This window comes from Synechococcus sp. CBW1006 (assembly GCF_015840525.1).
In the GTDB taxonomy this organism is placed as follows: domain Bacteria; phylum Cyanobacteriota; class Cyanobacteriia; order PCC-6307; family Cyanobiaceae; genus CBW1002.
This window is the reverse complement of record NZ_CP060396.1, coordinates 2,463,116-2,481,198: the sequence shown is the minus strand read 5'-3', so window position 1 is coordinate 2,481,198 and position 18,083 is coordinate 2,463,116. Positions and strand designations below refer to the sequence as shown.

Annotated in this window: 25 protein-coding genes, 2 pseudogenes and 1 riboswitch; of the genes and pseudogenes, 20 read left to right on the top strand and 7 right to left on the bottom strand. The window is 66.2% G+C overall.

Annotation, left to right across the window (positions count from 1 at the left end; genetic code table 11):
• Window positions 1-439: 439 nt before the first annotated feature.
• Window positions 440-871, bottom strand: a complete 432-nt coding sequence (locus tag H8F26_RS12000) for a MerR family transcriptional regulator (RefSeq protein WP_231605167.1) — start codon at window positions 869-871, stop codon at window positions 440-442.
• A gap of 130 nt (window positions 872-1,001) precedes the next feature.
• Here H8F26_RS12000 and H8F26_RS11995 point away from each other — a divergent pair, with 130 nt between their 5' ends.
• From H8F26_RS11995 to H8F26_RS19915, 7 genes and pseudogenes are all read left to right on the top strand, one after another.
• On the top strand, window positions 1,002-1,253 hold the full coding sequence (locus H8F26_RS11995; protein WP_197154140.1) for a DUF3721 domain-containing protein: 252 nt from the start codon (window positions 1,002-1,004) through the stop codon (window positions 1,251-1,253).
• Between the two features lie 14 nt (window positions 1,254-1,267).
• Entirely contained in the window at window positions 1,268-1,693 is a 426-nt protein-coding gene (locus H8F26_RS11990; protein ID WP_197159179.1) for a hypothetical protein, read from the top strand.
• Window positions 1,694-1,726: 33 nt separating this feature from the next.
• Window positions 1,727-2,349, top strand: a pseudogene (locus H8F26_RS20175) (HupE/UreJ family protein).
• On the top strand, window positions 2,346-2,897 hold the full coding sequence (locus H8F26_RS11980) for a phosphoglycerate kinase (RefSeq protein WP_197154138.1): 552 nt from the start codon (window positions 2,346-2,348) through the stop codon (window positions 2,895-2,897). The pseudogene H8F26_RS20175 and the gene H8F26_RS11980 overlap by 4 nt, the downstream one beginning before the upstream one ends.
• A 19-nt stretch (window positions 2,898-2,916) precedes the next feature.
• Window positions 2,917-3,081: riboswitch (cobalamin riboswitch) on the top strand.
• A 23-nt stretch (window positions 3,082-3,104) separates the two neighbouring features.
• Window positions 3,105-3,710: a HupE/UreJ family protein gene (locus tag H8F26_RS11975; protein WP_197154137.1), complete on the top strand. Its 606-nt coding sequence runs from the start codon at window positions 3,105-3,107 to the stop codon at window positions 3,708-3,710.
• A gap of 13 nt (window positions 3,711-3,723) precedes the next feature.
• On the top strand, window positions 3,724-4,302 hold the full coding sequence (locus tag H8F26_RS11970) for a GNAT family N-acetyltransferase (RefSeq protein ID WP_231597802.1): 579 nt from the start codon (window positions 3,724-3,726) through the stop codon (window positions 4,300-4,302).
• Between the two features lie 31 nt (window positions 4,303-4,333).
• A complete protein-coding gene (locus H8F26_RS19915; protein ID WP_255518569.1) occupies window positions 4,334-4,468 on the top strand; it encodes a hypothetical protein in 135 nt (44 codons plus the stop codon).
• Between the two features lie 82 nt (window positions 4,469-4,550).
• On the opposite strand, the gene H8F26_RS11965 is transcribed toward H8F26_RS19915, so the two are convergent.
• Window positions 4,551-5,048, bottom strand: coding sequence for a hypothetical protein (locus tag H8F26_RS11965; RefSeq protein ID WP_197154135.1), 498 nt, complete (start codon window positions 5,046-5,048; stop codon window positions 4,551-4,553).
• Window positions 5,032-5,634, bottom strand: coding sequence for a hypothetical protein (locus H8F26_RS11960; protein ID WP_197154133.1), 603 nt, complete (start codon window positions 5,632-5,634; stop codon window positions 5,032-5,034). Before H8F26_RS11960 ends, H8F26_RS11965 begins: the two co-directional genes overlap by 17 nt.
• 359 nt (window positions 5,635-5,993) lie before the next feature.
• Here H8F26_RS11960 and H8F26_RS11955 point away from each other — a divergent pair, with 359 nt between their 5' ends.
• Window positions 5,994-6,239 (top strand): hypothetical protein, encoded by a 246-nt coding sequence (locus tag H8F26_RS11955; protein WP_231605164.1) that lies wholly within the window; start codon window positions 5,994-5,996, stop codon window positions 6,237-6,239.
• 50 nt (window positions 6,240-6,289) lie between these two features.
• Here H8F26_RS11955 and H8F26_RS11950 read toward each other — a convergent pair whose 3' ends face one another.
• Window positions 6,290-6,742 (bottom strand): hypothetical protein, encoded by a 453-nt coding sequence (locus H8F26_RS11950; RefSeq protein WP_197154129.1) that lies wholly within the window; start codon window positions 6,740-6,742, stop codon window positions 6,290-6,292.
• Between H8F26_RS11950 and H8F26_RS11945 the strand changes: the two genes are divergently transcribed.
• The 5 genes from H8F26_RS11945 to H8F26_RS11925 all read left to right on the top strand — a co-directional run bounded on the left by H8F26_RS11945 (window position 6,716) and on the right by H8F26_RS11925 (window position 9,629).
• The gene (locus tag H8F26_RS11945; protein WP_197154128.1) at window positions 6,716-7,000 is read left to right on the top strand and encodes a hypothetical protein; all 285 of its coding nucleotides are present in this window, start codon (window positions 6,716-6,718) and stop codon (window positions 6,998-7,000) included. The genes H8F26_RS11950 and H8F26_RS11945 overlap by 27 nt on opposite strands.
• Window positions 6,997-7,434: a hypothetical protein gene (locus tag H8F26_RS11940; protein WP_197154126.1), complete on the top strand. Its 438-nt coding sequence runs from the start codon at window positions 6,997-6,999 to the stop codon at window positions 7,432-7,434. Before H8F26_RS11945 ends, H8F26_RS11940 begins: the two co-directional genes overlap by 4 nt.
• Before the next feature lie 461 nt (window positions 7,435-7,895).
• Complete coding sequence (locus H8F26_RS11935; protein ID WP_197154124.1) at window positions 7,896-8,831, top strand: ArdC family protein; 936 nt, start codon at window positions 7,896-7,898, stop codon at window positions 8,829-8,831.
• Between the two features lie 202 nt (window positions 8,832-9,033).
• Window positions 9,034-9,267, top strand: coding sequence for a hypothetical protein (locus H8F26_RS11930; protein WP_197154122.1), 234 nt, complete (start codon window positions 9,034-9,036; stop codon window positions 9,265-9,267).
• A gap of 110 nt (window positions 9,268-9,377) precedes the next feature.
• Complete coding sequence (locus tag H8F26_RS11925; RefSeq protein ID WP_197154120.1) at window positions 9,378-9,629, top strand: hypothetical protein; 252 nt, start codon at window positions 9,378-9,380, stop codon at window positions 9,627-9,629.
• Between the two features lie 64 nt (window positions 9,630-9,693).
• Here H8F26_RS11925 and H8F26_RS11920 read toward each other — a convergent pair whose 3' ends face one another.
• Both H8F26_RS11920 and H8F26_RS11915 read right to left on the bottom strand, forming a co-directional pair.
• The gene (locus H8F26_RS11920; protein ID WP_197154118.1) at window positions 9,694-10,881 is read right to left on the bottom strand and encodes an FAD/NAD(P)-binding protein; all 1,188 of its coding nucleotides are present in this window, start codon (window positions 10,879-10,881) and stop codon (window positions 9,694-9,696) included.
• Window positions 10,866-11,099, bottom strand: a complete 234-nt coding sequence (locus H8F26_RS11915) for a hypothetical protein (protein ID WP_197154109.1) — start codon at window positions 11,097-11,099, stop codon at window positions 10,866-10,868. Before H8F26_RS11915 ends, H8F26_RS11920 begins: the two co-directional genes overlap by 16 nt.
• Before the next feature lie 159 nt (window positions 11,100-11,258).
• Here H8F26_RS11915 and H8F26_RS11910 point away from each other — a divergent pair, with 159 nt between their 5' ends.
• Both H8F26_RS11910 and H8F26_RS11905 read left to right on the top strand, forming a co-directional pair.
• Window positions 11,259-12,242, top strand: a complete 984-nt coding sequence (locus tag H8F26_RS11910) for a GTP-binding protein (protein WP_197154107.1) — start codon at window positions 11,259-11,261, stop codon at window positions 12,240-12,242.
• Between the two features lie 7 nt (window positions 12,243-12,249).
• Window positions 12,250-13,200: a WD40 repeat domain-containing protein gene (locus H8F26_RS11905; protein ID WP_197154105.1), complete on the top strand. Its 951-nt coding sequence runs from the start codon at window positions 12,250-12,252 to the stop codon at window positions 13,198-13,200.
• A gap of 165 nt (window positions 13,201-13,365) precedes the next feature.
• Here the strand turns inward: H8F26_RS11905 and H8F26_RS11900 are convergent, their stop codons facing one another.
• Window positions 13,366-14,502, bottom strand: coding sequence for an IS5 family transposase (locus H8F26_RS11900; protein WP_197153730.1), 1,137 nt, complete (start codon window positions 14,500-14,502; stop codon window positions 13,366-13,368).
• A gap of 474 nt (window positions 14,503-14,976) precedes the next feature.
• Here H8F26_RS11900 and H8F26_RS11895 point away from each other — a divergent pair, with 474 nt between their 5' ends.
• From H8F26_RS11895 to H8F26_RS11880, 5 genes and pseudogenes are all read left to right on the top strand, one after another.
• Window positions 14,977-15,423, top strand: a complete 447-nt coding sequence (locus H8F26_RS11895; RefSeq protein WP_197154103.1) for a hypothetical protein — start codon at window positions 14,977-14,979, stop codon at window positions 15,421-15,423.
• A gap of 168 nt (window positions 15,424-15,591) precedes the next feature.
• A pseudogene (locus H8F26_RS20170) lies at window positions 15,592-15,675 on the top strand (hypothetical protein); the annotation flags it as partial.
• Window positions 15,676-16,160: 485 nt separating this feature from the next.
• Entirely contained in the window at window positions 16,161-16,382 is a 222-nt protein-coding gene (locus H8F26_RS11890; RefSeq protein ID WP_197159367.1) for a WD40 repeat domain-containing protein, read from the top strand.
• Window positions 16,379-17,008: a phosphoribosyl-AMP cyclohydrolase gene (gene hisI, locus H8F26_RS20165; protein WP_197154101.1), complete on the top strand. Its 630-nt coding sequence runs from the start codon at window positions 16,379-16,381 to the stop codon at window positions 17,006-17,008. The genes H8F26_RS11890 and hisI overlap by 4 nt, the downstream gene beginning before the upstream one ends.
• 67 nt (window positions 17,009-17,075) lie before the next feature.
• Window positions 17,076-18,083 carry a metal ABC transporter solute-binding protein, Zn/Mn family gene (locus H8F26_RS11880; protein WP_197154099.1) on the top strand — a complete coding sequence of 336 codons (1,008 nt, stop codon included), beginning with the start codon at window positions 17,076-17,078 and terminating at the stop codon, window positions 18,081-18,083.

Here is an 18,083-nt window from a genome sequence, read left to right as displayed (position 1 = left end):
GCCCGGTAGCCAACCCGACCCTCACCCTCCAACAGAGTCCGGCCAGGGATCACCCGAGCCGGTGTGCACAAAGGAGGTGCGCCAACGATGCGACACACAACAGGTGAACGTGATGGCGCGGCGCGAACGCCATCCCGTAACCGCAGAGAGCCATACGCCAGTTCTGATTCCCGCGTGATGAACCCCCGGGCTGCATAACCCGAGCCGGGATCACAGCCGAGAAGGTCAAGCCCCGAGCATCTCTTCTCCCAGACGTGATCTCCTTCCCTTCCCTGCCAGGCCCCAGACAGGACATGCATGAACCACAGACACCCGATCGGCCGTTCCTGGTGTGAGGACGTGACCGCCACAACCGGTGCTAAGGCGCCCCCCACGGGGCGCCTTCCTGTTGGGCATGGGGTCCTCACGCTTCAGCGGAGCGACAGGGCAAGTCCATGGCTCAGCGTTGCAGCCTGGAGCCCCCACAGTCCTGCCAGCTGCAGAGCAGACGAGCCAGTTCATCCTTCATGGCACTGAGCTCGGAGATCCGCTGGTCAATCGACGCCATCCTGGTCGCAATGCTGTCTTTCAGGACAGAGCAGTTGCAGACACCAGCTCGCCGGACCTCCAGGATCTTCGCCAGCTCGGGAATCGATACATCCATCGCTCGCAGCGCCCGAATGATCGTCAGCTCAGCGAGATTCTCCTGATCAAACAACCTGTATCCCGCTGCGGATCGAGCCTTGGGCTGGAGCAGTCCCTCGTCGCAGTAGTAGCGGATCGTCTTGACGGAGAGGCCTGTTCGCCTGGCCACCTCGCCGATGCGCAGGCCCGGCATGGGCACCGATGACAGCGATCCCCGCAAGGGCACAACCTGAACCCTCCAGTCCATGGAAGCTGCTCAAGCGTAGGCACCGGCAAGCGACAGCAGCCCTGTCAGCAACTGTCCATTGATCACGGATTACTGGAGACTTTCGCTAGGCTGCCGGTCCAGCAGGCGCTCTGCGCTCATCACCCGTCCCATGTCGCACCGTTTCAGTCCGTGGGGCGTGCAGGCGGCCGCCGCGATCGGAGCCAACCTCCTGTTCTCCGCCGCCGCTCTGGCCGCTCCAGCCGCAGGTTCGGGCGGCGTCCCGGCGATGTACGCCACTCAGGCAGAAGCGGAGAAAGCCGCCAAGCTGCACTTCAACTGCACGGGCGCCCACAGGATGGGCAACCAGTGGATGCCCTGTGCCGAGCACGGTGATGGCCAGGGCTCCGGGCCCTCCCACTGAGGATGAGCACTTCCATGGCCCAATGTGGGGACAAGCCCAAGCGGATCGCCTTCGGGGTAGCGCCCCTGGGCATCATCTCGATCGGCATCGTGCCGATGGGGGTGGTGAGCATCGGCGTGGTGCCGATGGGCGTCATCAGCATTGGCGTGGTGGGGATGGGTGTGCTGAACGCCTGTGTGGTGGGAATGGGCGTGCTGGTGGCGGGAGTGAATGTGATGGGGGTCTGGTGGGCAGGCCTGGAAGGCATGGGCCCGCAGCGCCTGGGGGCTCCTGCCGGTGCCCTGCATCAGCACCACCACGGCTCCGATAGCCAGTTGCCGGCCAACCTGTTGGCTTACCCCACCCGAGAGGAGGCCCTGGAGCAAGCCCGCAAACTCGGCTGCAGCAGCGTCCATGCCATGGGCTCCCTCTGGATGCCCTGCTCCCAGCACCCGCAGTAGGGGAAGTCCTCGGTGACCGTCAGCCGATTGAGGATGGAAGGCAACGGCCTGAGATCAATGGCGCGAACCACCTGGCCATGGGCCTGGCTGGCCGGGGTCGCCCTGGCCCTGGTGCCGATGTCTGTCTGGGCCCATGCCGATGCACACCCCGGTGGTGGTTTCGTGGCCGGCTTGCTTCACCCCATCTCGGGCCTCGATCACGTGGTGGCGATGGTGGCCGTGGGCCTCTGGGGTGCGGTGCTCGGCCCACCGGCCCTGTGGGTGCTGCCGGTGGCCTTCCCGATGGTGATGGCCCTAGGGGGCTGCTCGGTCTACTGGGCATTCCGATTCCGGGGGTGGAGATCGGCATCGCCGTCTCGGGTCTGGTGATGGGGCTGATGGTGCTTTTCGAGCTCCGACCGCCCCTGTGGCTGGCGGCGCTGATCGTTTCCGCCTTCGCGGTGTTTCACGGCCATGCCCATGGCGAGGAACTGCCGGCCGGCAGCAACGCCCTGCTCTACAGCCTGGCCTTTGTGATCGCCACGGGGCTGCTGCATCTGCTCGGGATCCTGCTGGGAGAAACGCGCCGCTGGCCCGGTGGTCGGCGCTTTGTGCAAGGGGCCGGTGGGGTGGTGGCGCTGGTGGGGCTGTGGTTCCTGGAGCAGGCCCTCACGTGATCGCGCTCCTCGCCCATCTCACCCCCACCGGCTTCGGGCCCTGGGGTGATGGCATGGCGCGGCTGCTTCTGGAGCCCACCGAGCTGCTGCTGGTGATCGCCCTGGTGCTGCTGGGCGTGCAGGCCCGCCAGCCCTGCAGCGATCGCCTGCCCTTGCTGCTGCCGCTGGCCTGGCTGCTGGGGGGCCTGATCGGCCTGCGCCTGCCATCGCCCCTGCTGCTGGCCGTCGTCTGCACAGGCCTGTTGGCGGCCCTGGGTTTGCTGGTGGCCCTCGGTCTGCGGCTGCGGCAGGCGCAGCTGCTGCCCCTCGCTGCTGGCCTGGCGGGGCTGTTCGCCCTGGTCGCGGGATCGGCCCTGGCCGGTCATTCAGGAGCGCTGGCGGCCCTGCTGGGGGAGACCGTGGCGATCGCGGTGTTGAGCCTGCTGCTTGCGCAGGCTCTGGCACCGCCGCATCCGCGCTGGCTGGCGATCGGCCTGCGGGTGGGCGGCAGCTGGATCACCGCCGCCTCGTTGCTGATGTTCGGTTGGCTGGTCCGCCACCCACAGTGATGCCTCTGCAGCCAGCCGGACCCACAATGGAGATCACGGTTCCAGTGGGTCACTCCCTGGAGGCAACGAGGAAAGTCCGGTGGGGCGCAGGGTTCTCCTGAGCCGAGTCCGGCGCTGTCCCGCAGCTGTGATGGGGGCCATGGCCCTCTCAGCCAGAACGCTCGCCGTGTTGAGCCCCTTCTTCGCCGGCGCGGACCGGATTCCATCATGACCCTTTCTGCTTCTGCCCGATCTCTGGCCCTGTTTGGCGCGGCCTCAGCACTGGCATTGCTGCTGGATCAGCCCGCCCAGGCCCATGGCATCGCCCACGGCGGCATCGCCGCCGGCTTCCTGCACCCGATCAGCGGTGTCGATCACCTGCTGCTGCTGGTCGGCGTCGGGGCCGCCGCCTCCTGCATTTCTGCGCAGCTGCTGCTCTGGGCTCTGGCTGGGGCGATCGGCGGTGGTGTGTTTGGAGCGATGGGCGGCACCCTGCCGGCCCAGGAATTCCTCGCAGCTCTGGCGATTACGGCGGTGGCCGTGCTGGTGCTGCGCAGTCTCCGCTCGCAGCAGAGCCCCCAGCTGGGGGCCTGCGCCGCCCTGGTGGCCGCAGCGGTGGCGGTACACGCCATGCTGCACGGCCTGGAAGCTCCGGCCGACGGCTCCGCCCTGCTCTGGTGGCTGGGGGCCTTCAGTGGCTCAGTGCTGGTGAGCGGCGGCAGCTTCCTGGCGCTGCGGCGTCTGCCCTTGGCCTGGACCCGTGGCGTGTGCGTGCTGCTGGCTGTCTGCGGCGGGGTGGCAGCCCTGGGGCCGATCGGCTTGCTGATGCGCTGATCGGAAAGGCGGGTTGGTTCACCAGCTGGAGGGGGACGAGGATCACCATCCCCTGGATCCCCCTTCCCTGGCTGCGCTCTCCTCGCCCCTGAAGATCCGCCCCTATGCGGCGGCCGACTGGCCTGGGGTGTGGGCCCTGCTGGAGCCGGTGTTCCGCGCTGGTGAAACCTTCCCCCACGACCCAGGCATCACAGAAGAAGAGGCCCAGGTGGCGTGGGTCGGGCAGAGCAAGGCGGTGATGGTGGCGGTGGATGTGGCCGGGGCCGTGCTGGGCACGTACTACCTCCGGCCCAACTCCCTGCGCCTCGGCGCCCATGTCGCCAACGCGGGCTACGTGGTGTCGGTGCACTGCCGCCGCCAGGGAATCGGCAGCCGCCTCTGCCAGCACTCCCTGCAGCTGGCTCGGCGGCTGGGGTTCCGGGCGATGCAGTTCAACCTGGTGGTGAGCACCAACAGCGCCGGCATCCGTTGCTGGCGGCGCAACGGCTTTCAGCTGGTGGGAACCCTGCCAGGGGCGTTTCGCCACAAGCAGTTGGGTTACGTCGATGCCTTGGTGATGTTCCAGGGGCTGGTCGAGGGGCCGAAGCCATGAAGGTGGTGCCTCTGCGGCACCCATTCATCTGATGGGTCTCCGAAGCCGTCAGGCCCAGCTCGGCGCCGAGGGCCGCATCGGTAGGCGCGGGGCCTGGATCCAGGGCCAGGCGCAGCAGCACCACCAGATCCTGCGGACGCAGCACAAGCTGGGGATTGGAGGGTGAGCGGGCCAAGGCCTCAGGGGCTATGTGGCATTCGCAAATAGCGAATCAAGCGCCCCCAGGCCCGCTGGGCTTCCTCGCTGTCTCAGGCTTCCGAAGCCGCCGGCGGCAACAGCCGCTCGATTGCCTCCGGGGGCACCCCTACCTGCTGGGCGATCAGCAGCACCAGTTGCTCCAGCCGATCGAGTCGTTGCTCGAAGACCTGCAGCTCTGCGGAAGCTGCCTTGGTCCCCGGCTTGCCCGCACCGGCACCGCTCTTGCTGCCCTTGGCGGCCTTGACGGGGAGGGCGCTGCGCAGGGGCGGTCCATCGGGGTGACTGAGCAGGGATTCCACCTGTTTCGACACCGGGCCCCTGCTGAGGCCCTTGATACCCCGCTGTTTGCACAACTCCCAGAGCACCTTGATCGAGAGACGCTCCAGCTCCTCCCGACTGGCAGGGGCGTCCCCTTCCAGCACCGGTGGTGGCTGGCTGGTGGCCTGGGGTGTGTCGCCCAGCTCCTGCTGCAGCCCGCGGTAGAGGCGGGCGTCAGACTGGGCCAGGTCCCGCAACGTGGCCCGCAGGGTGTCAGTGAGTTGTCCCATCAGCCTTGGCCTCCCGGACCTGCTGGACCGCTGCGCTGTCCACGATCTCCACCTTGGCGAGTGGGGTCGGCTCCGGCTGATTCACGGGGCCGTTGTGGCCATTGCCTCCAAGGCTCGGTGGGGGTAGATCCTTGGTCTTCTCGATGAACTCCTGGCGCTTCTGATCCAGTTGCACCACCCGCTCCTTGGTGTGGGTCCAGCGGTTGATGAAGCGGATCACCGCCTGCACCAGGCCACCGAGAAAGGAACCGCCTTGAAAGTTCTTGCGGCCGAGCTTGTAGCGGCCGAATTCATTGACGATGTCATCACCCGCATCTTCCAGATCTCCGGCAATCGCCGTGACGATTTCCAGCATCTGATAGATGTCGCTGCGCACGGAAGCTTCCCGGGCAGCGAGATCCAGCAAGTTCTGCCTGAGCGTGGCGGTTTCATCGCGCGCCTTGATCGAGCGGCTTCTGTACTGCCCGCGGCTGATCATCAAGCTCTTATAGGAGTTGCGCAGCTCGAGGTAGACGCTGTTGAGATCCTCCCGGCTCAGGGGCTCGGGATCAGGCGGAAAATCAGAGGTGGGGGGTAGGGAAACCATACGGCTGGCCAGTCAGGGTCAATCCTGCCTCCTGCGGCACCCAGCCCCAAAGCGAATCAGGCTGCAGAACTATGCGCATGCTGCATAATCCTGGCGTGAGGGCTTGGCAGTCCTGGGTTCTTGGGCCGGAGGCTATGGGCTGCGCCTTCCCGGAAGGTTCACAGACCCACACACCGACAACGCCAGCGCGCCCCCCGTTTCGCTGCCGCCCTGGTCGCTCCCCATGCTGTACGCCTCTGGCATCCCTTCTGTGGGACAGGGTCTCGGCCGAACCCGCGGATGGTCTTGATGACGGATGTGCGCACCTCTACTGCTTCTTCGCAGGAGAAATGATCCAAATCTCGAGAGGCGGTTGAGGCTTGAGTCGTTCTTTCGCGGAGACCTTCCGTCCCATGGCCCAGATCGACCTGCTCCTGGCCGCTGAACTGGTGGTTGTCCTGCTGCTGCTGGCCACCCTCGACCGTCCGCAGCGCAAAACCTCGTTGCCTGAGTCGCCGCTGGATGCTCCACCGCAGACGGGATGGACGCCGGAGAACGACCTCCACGCCCAGCGCATCCTGCGGCTGGAGCGCCGTCGCGGTGTGCCTCGAGCACCCCTGTCCTGAGAGTGCGGAGCGATGGGGCTACTTAGGATCGACGGATTAACGATCGTTCGTCAGGCAGGGCCGTGATGTTCGGAAGTCAGGACCAGAAGGACGAGTTCGACTACTGGTACGGCCAGGTTCACCTCAGGAACCTCCCGCTGATTGGTGCCCAGAACCATGTACCCACCCAGGAGTTGCGGCACGAATGCACCAACTATGACGAGCTGAGGTGACTCAAGTCGGTTCAGGATCTCGATGAGCTGGAGCGCTGCCGTGTCATCACGATCATCAAGTATCAGTGCACCGCCAAGGTTCTGCAGCGGCGCACGGGCCTGCTGAGGGAATACGCCCGCCTCTGCGAAGACAATGCTCTCGATCAGAAGAAAGAACGCTCGCGTCTTGGTGCGCTCCTGCACAGGCTCAAGCAGGCCCTGCAGGGCAAGCAGGTTGAGGTCGATCGACTCAGCAATCGCATCAAGGTGCTGGAGGCGGAGGCCGTGGCCCTGCGCTCCGAGCAGCAGCAATCCAAAGCGGAGCTGCAGTTGCAGAAAGAGCTGGATGATCTTCGGCGTGCCTATGGGGCTGAGGTGGAGCGCCGCAAGCAACTGGCCAAGAACGACCAGAGCCTCGGCGGCCGTGTCGCCCACTCCAACCGCTATCGACGCGAGCGCGACGAGCTGCAAGAAGCCCTCAGAATCGAACGTCAGACCAGCCAGGCCCTGCGCCGAGAGCTGGAGCAGCTGCGGGGCGGTGAGCAGCTGGGCCTGGACCTCGTTGAGTGAGCACCATGGCCCGCAAGTCTTCCCCACGGCAGAAGCAACCGACGCTGGCCGACCTCAGGCGGCAGGTGTTTGCCCTGGCAACAGTCACCAGCACCAAGGAGCTCAAGCGAGCCAATGAGGATCTGCGCCATCTCGATTTCCGCTTCAAGGCCAGCTGGTCCTCAGCCCTGACGGTGTTGCAGCAGGCCGCTGCGGCCTATCCCGACTGGGACACCAATCCACCCGAGGAGTACAGGGAGTTGTTCACCGAGATTGATCAGGCGGCTGCGGCCTACAGCGCCTCGATTGATCAGGGGCTCAAGCTGAGTGCCCAGCTGCGGCATGCCGCCGACGATCTCGAGGCCCTCTCCGGTGAGCTGCTGGAGGAGGCCGAGGAGCTGAAAGCCATCGAGCAGGCCTCCCGCAAGCAGCGCCGGGCCCGCTCGCTCAACTGAGGTTGCCGCAGTGGTGCAGCGACAGCTCCAGCGCTCGCTGCGGCGCAGGGCGAGGCGATCAATCCGTTCGGTGCGAATCAAGCCCTCTTCTCGGCCCATGCTGTCTTCCTCATCGACGAGGGCGGTCCTCCAGGGCCTTGTGCTCAAGGGCTCTCGCTTTGGTGAGGGTCAAGTCACCCACCGCGAAATGGAGGACGGGCTTTCGCTGTTCCCAGTCGAGTCGTCGCGCAGGAGTCCTCAGCCTGCGCGACCGCGCAGGGGCTGGCCCAAGCCAGCCCGCCGCAGGAAATGAGACGCCTGGGGGCATTGGGTTCTATGAGCGCTGCGGCCGGCCCTTGTCGCTGGCCGCGCTGGCGCTTGCGGTCCTGCGCTTGCCACCCGTGGCTGTTGCTTCCCCATCACGATCCACCTCCATACCGAAAGGCACGTCCGGCCCCAAGGTCTCGCCAGAGGAGAAGCTGGTGGCCTCCCTGCTCGCCCTGCTGGAGGCGGGCACCACTCCCTGGCGGCGCGAGTGGGATGCCGCCGCTGGCGGGCACCACGTGAATCTGCTCTCCGGCCGTCGCTACCGCGGTGCCAATCCGGCGCTGCTCACCCTGGGCATGCACCTACGGGGTTCAGCCCTGCCCTATTGGTGCGGCTTTGCCGAGGCCAAGGCGCTCGGGGTCTTCCCCCGCAAGGGCAGCAAAGCCGTGCACGTGCTGCGGCCCCAGGTGCATCAGCGCAGCGAAGGCCAGCTGGCCGAGGCTGTTCCAGTTGATGCGGCAGGCACGGGCGGAAGTGGGGGTGCTGGCCAGGAAGCCGCCGGGCCTGGGCGCAGCTGGGTGAGCTATCGGCCGGTGCCGGTCTTCAATGCCGCCGATCTGGAGGGCGAGGCCCTGGAAGGGCTCATCCTGAAGCGCCGCCAGGTCGAGGGAGTGATCCAGCGCCCCGAGCCTGAGCGGCTGGCGTCAGCTGAGGCCGTGCTCAGCAGCTGGCCGGTGCGGGTGCGCTTTGGCGGCGATCGGGCCTGCTACCTGCCGCTGCCGGATCGAATCCAGCTGCCGGAGCGCGTGGCCTTTCATTCAGCAGCGGCCCTCTATGCCACCTGGGCCCATGAGGCGATTCACTCCACCGGCCATGGCTCCCGGCTGGCCCGGGATCTCTCCGGCGGCATGGGCGCCGAAGGCGATGGCGGCAGGGCCTATGCCCGTGAGGAGCTCGTCGCCGAGCTGGGGGCGGTGCTGCTGGGCGATCGCCTGGAAATCGGCAGTGCCATGGCCAATCACGCCGCCTATCTGGGCCACTGGATCGAGCTGCTACGCGAATCGCCCCGGGTGTTGCTGCAGGTGCTCAGCGATGCCCGCAGGGCGGCTGATCTGATCTGCCCCGAGGCGCCAGAAGTGCTCAGGAGCTGAGGCCAGATGGGCAAGGCGGGCCTTGGGGCCGGCGATCACGCCACCCGGCCTGCCCCGGCTTGCGCACCGCGCAAGGGCTGACCCGAGTCGCTGCGCGACCCTTGCGCAGCGCAGGCGGCACCGGGGCTCAACGGCAATGTCGTTCGGCTATCACCGCGACTGGTGTGCCATCTGGGTTGGTGCTGGTTCTGCGGAGCACCAAGTGGCTGCCTTACTGGCGGACATCTTCAAACCCCAGACGCCGCGGGACCGGCACCGGCTGATGCTGAGCCGCTACGACATCGTGCTAGTCGCCTTCCCATTCACGGATGGGCCTGCGGCCAAGCCTCGACCGGCCCTGGTGATCACAGCCCGTGAGCGCCATGGGGATGTGTTGCTGGCCTTGCAGACGGAATCCCAGCAGGTGCTGCAGCGGGTGATCTGCAGCCAAGGCTGAGCGTTCCCCTGTTGGCCATGGCAGCTGCAATGCACGGCAGCTAGACGAAGGGACCTGACTGGCACAGGAACGATCTGCCTGAGCCTGTCTCCACCACGGGCCAAGAGAGGGTGTCGCTCGCGCACGGACACAGCTATGGCGAGGGCCATACACCACAGCCCCAGCCAACTGACCGCGACGCGCGCATGCGCCGGCTGGTGGTTTTCACGGATCCCGATGAAAGCAAGATGCTGGATGCCAAGTGCCTCCAGGCCATTCATCACCCTCGAGGCCGGCCATCCAGAAGTCCCGCGTCATTCATTCAGCCCGAACTGGCCAAGCAGCCGGCCTGCAAGCTGTACGGCAACCTGCCCGTGAACTGAGTGCGGAATCTTGTGATCGCGGGAACAGCACAGCCCTGCTGGTGCACCGTTCTGGTGGTGCTGATCATTGTTTGATCACAGCCCGGCAGATGCGCAGGGCTGCCTCCCTCCCACCGAAGAGATTCCGGGCTGCGGGCCCGATCTGCAGGGCGGTGAGACCACCCATCACATGCACGGTGCTGCCTGGCCAGCTCAGGTCAGTCTTCAGCACGGGCCAGTCGTTGACCAAGTCGATCGGACGCTGCTCCTGGAGCTGCCGCAACAGCGGGTGCTGGCTGACGCCCTGGCGGTGCCCTGTGGCAAGCCAGATCCGATCGGCCTCAAGTCCATGACCATCGGTGCAGAGCACAGACCACTGATCGGAGCACCATCGCGCTGAGCGCACCTCGCAGTGTTCGTGGAGCTGCAGTGCTCCGGCGCGTTGGGCCTGCCTCAGTTGGGCGGCAGTCTCCGGCGTGACGGAGCCACCGTCGCGGGCCTCCAGCACCTGCTGATGTCGCCGCTGCATGCAGGGTTCAGCACGAAAGGCCTTGAGGTATTTGGGCCCGAGCCAGCCTGGATCAGCATCGAAGGGCCTGTGCTTCAGGGTCCTGCGACACAGCAGATGCACCAGCGCACCCCGCCGAAGCGCTCCCAGGGCCAGATGGGCGCTGGTGAGCCCGCCTCCCACGATCAGGATCCGTTGGCCCTGCAGTGGGTGCAGCGAAGGGAGATGGATCCTGTCGCTGTGCTTCAGCGCCTCGGGCGGATGGTTGCCTGCGATCTCCCCGACCCAGGAGGGCATCTGAGGCGTGCCACTCCCCGTGGCGAGCACCAATCTGCCGGCTGTCATGGTTGTGCCATCGCTGAGTGCCAGCTCCATCGGGCCGGTGCCCACCTGGGGAAGCCGGATGCGCTCCACATGGGCGGCCTGCACTCCCTCACTCAGCTGGTACTCGGCGATCACCTGGCGACAGAACTGCGCAAACAGATCGGTGTGGGGGAGGCCATAGGGACCCTCCAGCTGGCGGCTGCGCTGCTGCCTGTGCGCAAAGTTCCGCAGGGCATTGGGGTTTGGATGGGGGTGATGGGGCGAGGGTGAGCGCAGCCAGGGGATCTCGTAGCGCTCCATCTGTCGCTGCCAGCGGCTCAGCCAGCGGCCGCTGGGGTCCACGATCCGCAGGCGCCGATGCAGCCGCGGTCGTTTCTGGAGCAAGAGACAACTGAGGGTGAGAGCCTGGGGCCCGGCCCCGACAATCACGATGTCAGCCATGGGTCGAGAGGTTTGCCCTGCTGGCAGGAGCTGCAGAGGCCGTGGGGCTTGAAGGTGTGGAACACGGGCTTGAACCCCTGCAGCAGCACCTTGGTCAGGCCGAAGCCGCCGGTTCCCGCCAGGCAGATCGGCATCGGTTCGCTGTGGCCACAGCTCACGCAGGTGAGGTGACTGTCGTCGCGCTCCAGGGGGGCATCAACGCTCTCCCCGTTGGGCAATTTGCGGCAACGGACCAGGCCTGCTGCCGGGGCCCAAGGGCCTGCCGGGCCTGATCGGATGGATGGGCGTGGTGAGCCTTGGGCATGACACCAGGTGTGCAACCTGCTAAAACGAGAACCATTCTCATTATATGGGGGCACTGCCTCCCCTGCCCCTCCATGGTCTTCTCCAGCCCTGTTCCCGCTGCCGAGCGGCTGCCGGTGACCGTGCTCACCGGTTACCTCGGTGCCGGCAAAACCACCCTGCTGAACCGGATCCTCACCCATGAGCACGGCCTGAAGGTGGCGGTGATCGTGAATGAATTCGGCGAAGTGGGCATCGACAATCAGCTGGTGGTGGATGCCGATGAAGAGATCTTCGAGATGAACAACGGCTGCATCTGCTGCACCGTGCGCGGTGATCTGATCCGCATCATCGGCAACCTGATGAAACGGCGCGACCGCTTTGACCATCTGGTGATCGAAACCACTGGCCTCGCCGATCCAGCGCCTGTGATTCAGACGTTTTTCGTGGATGAGGATCTGCGCGACGAGCTGCGGCTGGATGCGGTCGTGACCCTGGTCGATCTCAAGCACGTCGAGCACCATTGGGACACAGAAGAGGTGCAGGAGCAGCTGGCCTTTGCCGATGTGCTCGTGCTCAACAAACGGGATCTGGTCGACGAACCGGCACGCCAGGCCATCGAGCGCCGCGTGCGTGCCATCAACCCCGTGGCGCGTCTGCTCACCAGTGAGAAGGCGGATGTGCCGATGCAGGAGCTGCTGGGCGTGGAAGCCTTTGAGCTGGAGCGTGCCCTGAGCCTCGATCCGGGCTTTCTGGCCGAGGAGCACGACCATGAGCACGACGATGCCGTCGGTTCGCTGGCCCTGGTGGAGGAGCGCCCCATGGACCTCGAGAAGCTGGGCGGCTGGATCTCCGATCTGGTGGCCAGCCGCGGTCCTGATCTGTTCCGGATGAAGGGCATCATCCAGCTGGACGGCAAGGACGAGCGCTACGTGCTGCAGTCGGTACACATGCTCATCGACGGGGATTTCGATCGCCCCTGGAAGCCGGGTGAGCGGCGCCGCACCGAATTCGTGATCATCGGCCGCGATCTCGATGCCGATGGCCTGCGCGCCGGCTTCCACGCCTGCGTGGCCTGAATTGGCGATGGCACCGACAGCACCCCTGGTGAGCGAACGGCTCTGCGGCGATCTGCAGCAGCCGATCACGGCCCTGGCCTGGTCGGCCGATGGCGAGTTTCTGGCGATCGCCAGCGCCGGTGGCGAACTGCTGCTGCTCGATTTCCGCGCCGGCTGTGAGGAGCTGCTGCGGGGCGAGCGCGACAGCAGCCTGGATGTGGTGGGCTTCAGCGACGACGGCCAGTTCCTCATGGCCACCGGTCAGAGTGGTGTGCTGTTGCTGTGGGAGCTGGGCGGCACAGGCGTGCGCCCCCTGGCCTTTGCACCGATGCCGCTGGGGGGCGGCTGGATCGACGCGGCGGCCTGGCAGCCCGGTGGCCTGCTCCTGGCGGTGGCGGTCGGGCGGTCTCTGCGGCTCTGGGATGGGGCCAGCCGCCGCTGGCAGGAGCCGTCCATGAATCTCCCCGGCACGATCCAGGCCCTGGCCTGGAGTGCCGATGGGATGCAGCTGGCGGCCAGTTGCCATGGGGAGCTGGTGCTGTGGCAGCCGGCTCGGAGTGCTCCATCCGAACCCCCGGCGCGCAACCCCATCGGCTCGGCCGGACTGGCCCTGGCGTTTTCGGCGCCAGGGCACCATCTGGCCTGCGGGATGCTGGATCGTTCCCTGCTGGTGTGGCCGGAGGATTGCCACGGTGAGCCCTGGCAGTTCAGTGGCTTCCCGGCCAAGGTGCGCCAGCTGGCCTGGAGTGATCAGCCGGGGCGCTTGGCGCCGTTGCTGGCCAGCGCGGCGGCAGAGGCTGTGATCCCTTGGACCCAGGTGAGGCAGGGCTCGAAGGCCTGGCAACCGGAACCGCTGCTCTGGCATGAGAAGCGCGTCAGTGCCCTGGCCTTTGCGCCCGGGAGCACCATGCTGGCGAGCGCCTCCAGCGATGGCACGGTGGCGCTCTGGGATGGGCGAGGTCAGCTAAGAGTTTGCTGAAAAACCAACCCACGAGCCAGTTTTCCACAGGCATCAGTGGATTTCCGGCTCAAAAAGACGGATCGGCGGCTATCAGAGCCGCAAACAGCCCGATTTCGGCATCGTTGGCCTCTCTGCAAGGCATTGGTTGAGGCCTATTGGGCACACCTCTGGACAACGGGCTGTTCATGCCGCCTCCATCGCGGGCTTGAGCAGGTTGCCCAGGCGGATCAGGTTGTAGGCGATCACATGCAGGCCAAACACGGCGCCGACCTTCTCGGTACCGCGCAGTTTGAACTGGCGCAGCCCTCCGAACGCCTTGATCCAACCAAACACCTTTTCGATCCCCCGGCGGGCGTTGATCGATTTGGAGTAGCCCACGTGACGGGTGGTGCGGCCATCAATGGCTGAGCCACCGCTGCGGGCCGTGTTCTGGGCCACGTGGGGCGTGACACCGATCCGCCGCATCTCAGCGACAAACCCTTTGGTGTCGTAGTTCTTGTCGGCGCCGACGGTCTTCTGGTGGGCACCGGTGAGGTCTGCTGCCATCTCTTTGGCGGCATCCCGCTCACCGGTGCCCGTGGCCTGGGTGACGCGGCAATCGACGATCAGGTCGTGGCGGTTGTCCATGAGGACATGGCCCCGATAGCTCAGCTGCGCTGGATGGGCATTCGATTTCCGGGCCAGCCGTGCCTCAGGATCGGTGCTGGAGCGGTGGGTCTCGTTGCTGAGCTTGATGCCGCGAAAGTCCCCTTTGGCGCGCTTCTTTCCCTCTTTGGGAGCACCGAATCCTTCGCCAGGACCTGTGGGCGGAGGCGGAGGATCCTCCTGGCCATCGATCCGCTCCAAGGAAGCGTGTGACGCCCAGGCCTGGAGCAACGTGCCGTCCACCGAAAAGTGCTCGTCACTGAGCAGCGGTTTGACCTCGGGTGCTCCCATCAGCTTCTCCAGGAACAGCCCCATGACGTCGTCAGTGAGGAGCCGATCACGATTCTTGGTGAATGTGGTCGGATGCCAGATCGCATCGTCAGGGCTCAAGCCCACAAACCAGCGGAACAGCAGGTTGTAGTGGACCTGCTCCAGCAGCAGCCTCTCGGAGCGGATGCCGTAGAACGCCTGCAACAACGAGGCCAGCAGCAGCTGCTCTGGCGGCACCGATGGTCTCCCTTCTGAGGCATACAACCTGCAGAAGGTGGGATTGAGTCGATCGAGGGCCTGATCCGCCAGCTTGCGAATCCGCCTGAGTGGATGGCTGGTCGGGATCCGCTCCTCGATCGAGACGTAGGAGAACAAGGAGCCGCTGCGCTCCTGCTGACCTCGCATCAAACCTGGGGCAGTTGCCCTATTTTCGCAGAGGCGGCGGGGTTTTTCAGCAAACTCCTAATGCAGCCCATCGAAGGGCAGGGCAGCGGGTTCAATGTTTTGGCCTGGCGACCGGATGGACGCCATCTGGCCGCCGGCGATGCCCAAGGGCGCTGGTGGTTGTGGCCGGTGTCTGTGCCGGCGCGGGAGCGGGAGCGCGGTTCTATCGGTCGTGGCTTTGGCGGATCCGCACCAGTTGCCACCGGGTCGTAAGCCCTGTCTGGCAAGGAGGGGACGGGGCCTGGAGAGCCACGGGGACAGCACGAGCGCGGTCACTGCTGGTGCGATGGCTCCATGTCCCCCGGCTTGCGGGTGCTGCGCCGCATCGCAGGACGGATCGACCCCGGGACCGTAGCCTGCGAGAATGATTCTCGTTCGCTGGCAAAGAGTCATGTCGCTGCTCCTGTCGCCGGGGCCTGACCCTCTGCTGATCTGATGGCCTTGGATGCGCGGGACGCTGCTGGGCAGGACCCCTGGGAGCAGGGACCCTCAGCCGTAGAGCAGATGCGTTTCCAGCGGATGCACGATGGGCTGCTGCGCCGCCGGGGCAGCCTGAGGGGTCAGCAGGAGCAGCTCTGGGCCTGTCTCCAGTCGATGCAGAGCCTGACGACGGCCGTTGTTCACCAGCTGGCCGGAGAGCTGCCATCCGTGGAGCGGCAGAGCATGGGCAGGCAGCGGGTTCTCCGCGACCTTCGGGTGTTGCAGGCCTGGTTGCTCTCGGTGGAGGTTCTGCTTGAGCGCACCGATGAGGTGGAGTGGCCGCAGATGGTCGAGCGCCTGGCCCGGGAGCTGGTCGGCGAGCTGGCACCCGATCCCCATGAGGCGCAGCGGTGGCAGCTGAATGAGTTGCTGGAGCACAGCAGGAACAGCCGTGATGACTGAAGGCTCAGGCCCGCTGCGGCCGACGACCAAGGGGCCGGTGAGCCAGCAGCTTCGCGGCAGGGTGCAGGGCTGCGTCACCGGCCTGGCCTGGGGACCCTGGGCAGCCCAACTGGCCATAGCCAGCGCTGCGGGTGAGTTCATCCTTGTCGATTTCGCAGCCGGCGTGGATTGGCCCTGCTCCAGGCCAGTGAAACCGGCGGTCAGGGCTTCGATGCCCTGGGATTCTCCAGCTGTGGCCGCTGGCTGGCCGCAGGCGGCGAAGACGGCGTGCTGTCGCTCTGGCGCCTGGACGGTGAGGTGCCGGTGCAGGTGATCGTGCCAGCAGTCGAGGGCTGGATCGACCAGCTGGCCTGGCAGCCGGATGGCCCCCAGTTGGCCGTGGCCAGGGGAGCGGAGGTCTGGATCTGGCACAGCGAGGACCAGGTCTGGTTGCCGCCGCTCTGCAGCCCGGGCGGAGCGGTGATGGCCCTGAGCTGGAGCCCAGCGGGCGATCAACTGGCAGCGGGCACCGGCCAGGGGGTGTGGATCTGGAGCCTGTCCCTGGCATCACCAGCCAGCGCGGAACCTCTGCGACTGGAAACGGGCTCGGCCGTGCTCCAGCTGGTGTGGGGCGTGGATCCGCCTTGGCTGGCGGCGGGTCTGCTGGATCGGCGCTTGGTGCTGTGGCGGGATCTTCAGCAACCGATGCTGGGGGTCGCTGACCTGCCGGGCAAGATTCACGCCCTGACGCTGGGGCGATGGCCTGTGGTCCTGCCGAGGCCCCGATCGTCACGGCATCGCGGGATGGCACCGCGGCGTTCTGGAGCGCAGCCGGCTCCCTGCTGCAGGTGCTCGAACTCGATGGCCAGCCGCTCACCAGGGTGGCCTGGCGATCCGACGGCAAGGCCCTGGCCGCTGGTGGAGGGGAGGGTGACTGGGTGCTGTGGCCCCTCGATCCGAACGAGGAGGCCAGGCCATGAGCGCGAGGGAACAGTGGCCCGTCGCCTGCATCCACCACCTGCGTTTCAACAGCGATGGCTTGATCCCTGCCATCGCCCAGGACTGGCTCGATGGTGCGGTGCTGATGCTCGCGTGGATGAACCGGGCCTCGCTGCTGGCCACGTTTGAGACCGGCCAGGTGCACTACTGGAGTCGCTCGCGCCAGGAGTTGTCGCACAAGGGAGCCAGCAGTGGTCATCTCCAGCTGCTGCAGGGATTTCGCTACGACTGCGACGCAGACGCCCTGCTGCTGAGCGTCGAGCAGGTTGGCGACGTGGCCTGCCATACCGGGGCGCGGGGTTGTTTCTACGAGACCGGTGCCACCCCAACAGCAGGTGGTCCGGCGGCACTCGCTCCACCGGCGGATGCCCTGAGCGAGCGCGCCCAACAGCGCCGGCTTGATCCAGCCATCAACCCCATGCAGGAGCCGATGGCGAAGCTGCGGCAGGCATCCGAAGCGCTGGCCCGGCAGTGGCAGCAGCCACCAGGGAGAGACGACACGGCCTGCGCACTGACGTTGCTGGATGCCCTGCAGGACAGCCTGAGCGCGCGCGGAATCCCATGGCACGACGTCCTGCGGCAGGCCCTTCGCTCACCGCTACTGTGAGAATGGTTCTCATCCTTAGCAGCCCGCTGCCCGCCGAGCTGCCCCGTTCTCTCCGTCGTTTCTCTTGATGGCACCCATCCACGCCCTGTTGATCCGCGCAGGCGCAATCTCCCTCTCGCTGCTTCTGGCGGCCTGTGGAGCGCCGCAGCAGAAGGTGGAGAGTTCCTCAAGCGGCGCCAAGCTGCCGGTGGTGACCACCTTCCTGCCGATCACCCTGTTCACCAGGGCCGTCGCCGGGGACTGCGCCACGGTGACACCGCTCATCCCTGCCAATACCGGGCCCCATGAGTTCCAGGGCAGGCCCAGCGATCTGACGGCCTTGCGCCAGGCCCGGGTGCTGGTGAAGAACGGGCTGGAGATGGAGAGCTTCCTCGACAAGCTGGTGGCCTCAGTCGGCAACAGCCAGCTCGCCGTGATTGATTCCAGCCGCGGCATTGCCACCATCGACTCTCCGGAAGGCGAAGCGGAGCACGGTCATGAGCATGGCTCTGACCATGACCAAGGCTCTGGCCACGAGCATGGAGAGGACAAAGGGCATGGTCATGCCCATGGGGCGGTCAATCCCCACATCTGGCTGGATCCGCTGCGGGCCGTGCAGCAGGTGGAAACCATCCGCGATGGCCTGGTCAAGGCAGACCCCAGCTGCGCCGAGGGGTACAAGCGCAATGCAGCTGCGTACATCAACCAGCTGCAGAAGCTGAACAGCGACATCGCCGCTCAGCTCAAGCCCTACAGCGGCAAGACCTTCATCGCCTTCCACGATTTCGCCCCATACTTCGCCCAGCGCTACGGCCTGAAGGCCGAGTTCCTGGTGGATGTGCCGGAACTGAACCCCAGTCCCGCCGATCTGCAGCGGGTGGCGGCTGAGGTCAGGACAACGCAGCTCAAGGCCCTCCTGAGCGAGCCCCAAGAAGGTCAGCGCTCGTTCAACACCCTGGCCCAGGATCTTGGCGTGAAGATCGTTGTGTTTAACCCGCTGGAAACCGGCAGCCTGGATTCCGTCAAGGATCCGGGAACCTATCTGCAGGTGATGCGACAGAACGCAGCCGGTCTGATTCAGGCCTTCGGTGGTTGA

Coding starts and splice junctions, on each gene's coding strand:
- H8F26_RS12000 (WP_231605167.1), bottom strand. CDS start 871: ATGGACTGGAGGGTTCAGGTTGTGCCCTTGCGGGGATCGCTGTCATCG.
- H8F26_RS11995 (WP_197154140.1), top strand. CDS start 1,002: ATGTCGCACCGTTTCAGTCCGTGGGGCGTGCAGGCGGCCGCCGCGATC.
- H8F26_RS11990 (WP_197159179.1), top strand. CDS start 1,268: ATGGCCCAATGTGGGGACAAGCCCAAGCGGATCGCCTTCGGGGTAGCG.
- H8F26_RS11975 (WP_197154137.1), top strand. CDS start 3,105: ATGACCCTTTCTGCTTCTGCCCGATCTCTGGCCCTGTTTGGCGCGGCC.
- H8F26_RS19915 (WP_255518569.1), top strand. CDS start 4,334: ATGGGTCTCCGAAGCCGTCAGGCCCAGCTCGGCGCCGAGGGCCGCATC.
- H8F26_RS11965 (WP_197154135.1), bottom strand. CDS start 5,048: ATGGGACAACTCACTGACACCCTGCGGGCCACGTTGCGGGACCTGGCC.
- H8F26_RS11960 (WP_197154133.1), bottom strand. CDS start 5,634: ATGGTTTCCCTACCCCCCACCTCTGATTTTCCGCCTGATCCCGAGCCC.
- H8F26_RS11920 (WP_197154118.1), bottom strand. CDS start 10,881: ATGGCTGACATCGTGATTGTCGGGGCCGGGCCCCAGGCTCTCACCCTC.
- H8F26_RS11910 (WP_197154107.1), top strand. CDS start 11,259: ATGGTCTTCTCCAGCCCTGTTCCCGCTGCCGAGCGGCTGCCGGTGACC.
- H8F26_RS11905 (WP_197154105.1), top strand. CDS start 12,250: ATGGCACCGACAGCACCCCTGGTGAGCGAACGGCTCTGCGGCGATCTG.
- H8F26_RS11900 (WP_197153730.1), bottom strand. CDS start 14,502: ATGCGAGGTCAGCAGGAGCGCAGCGGCTCCTTGTTCTCCTACGTCTCG.
- H8F26_RS11895 (WP_197154103.1), top strand. CDS start 14,977: ATGGCCTTGGATGCGCGGGACGCTGCTGGGCAGGACCCCTGGGAGCAG.
- H8F26_RS11890 (WP_197159367.1), top strand. CDS start 16,161: ATGGCCTGTGGTCCTGCCGAGGCCCCGATCGTCACGGCATCGCGGGAT.
- hisI (WP_197154101.1), top strand. CDS start 16,379: ATGAGCGCGAGGGAACAGTGGCCCGTCGCCTGCATCCACCACCTGCGT.
- H8F26_RS11880 (WP_197154099.1), top strand. CDS start 17,076: ATGGCACCCATCCACGCCCTGTTGATCCGCGCAGGCGCAATCTCCCTC.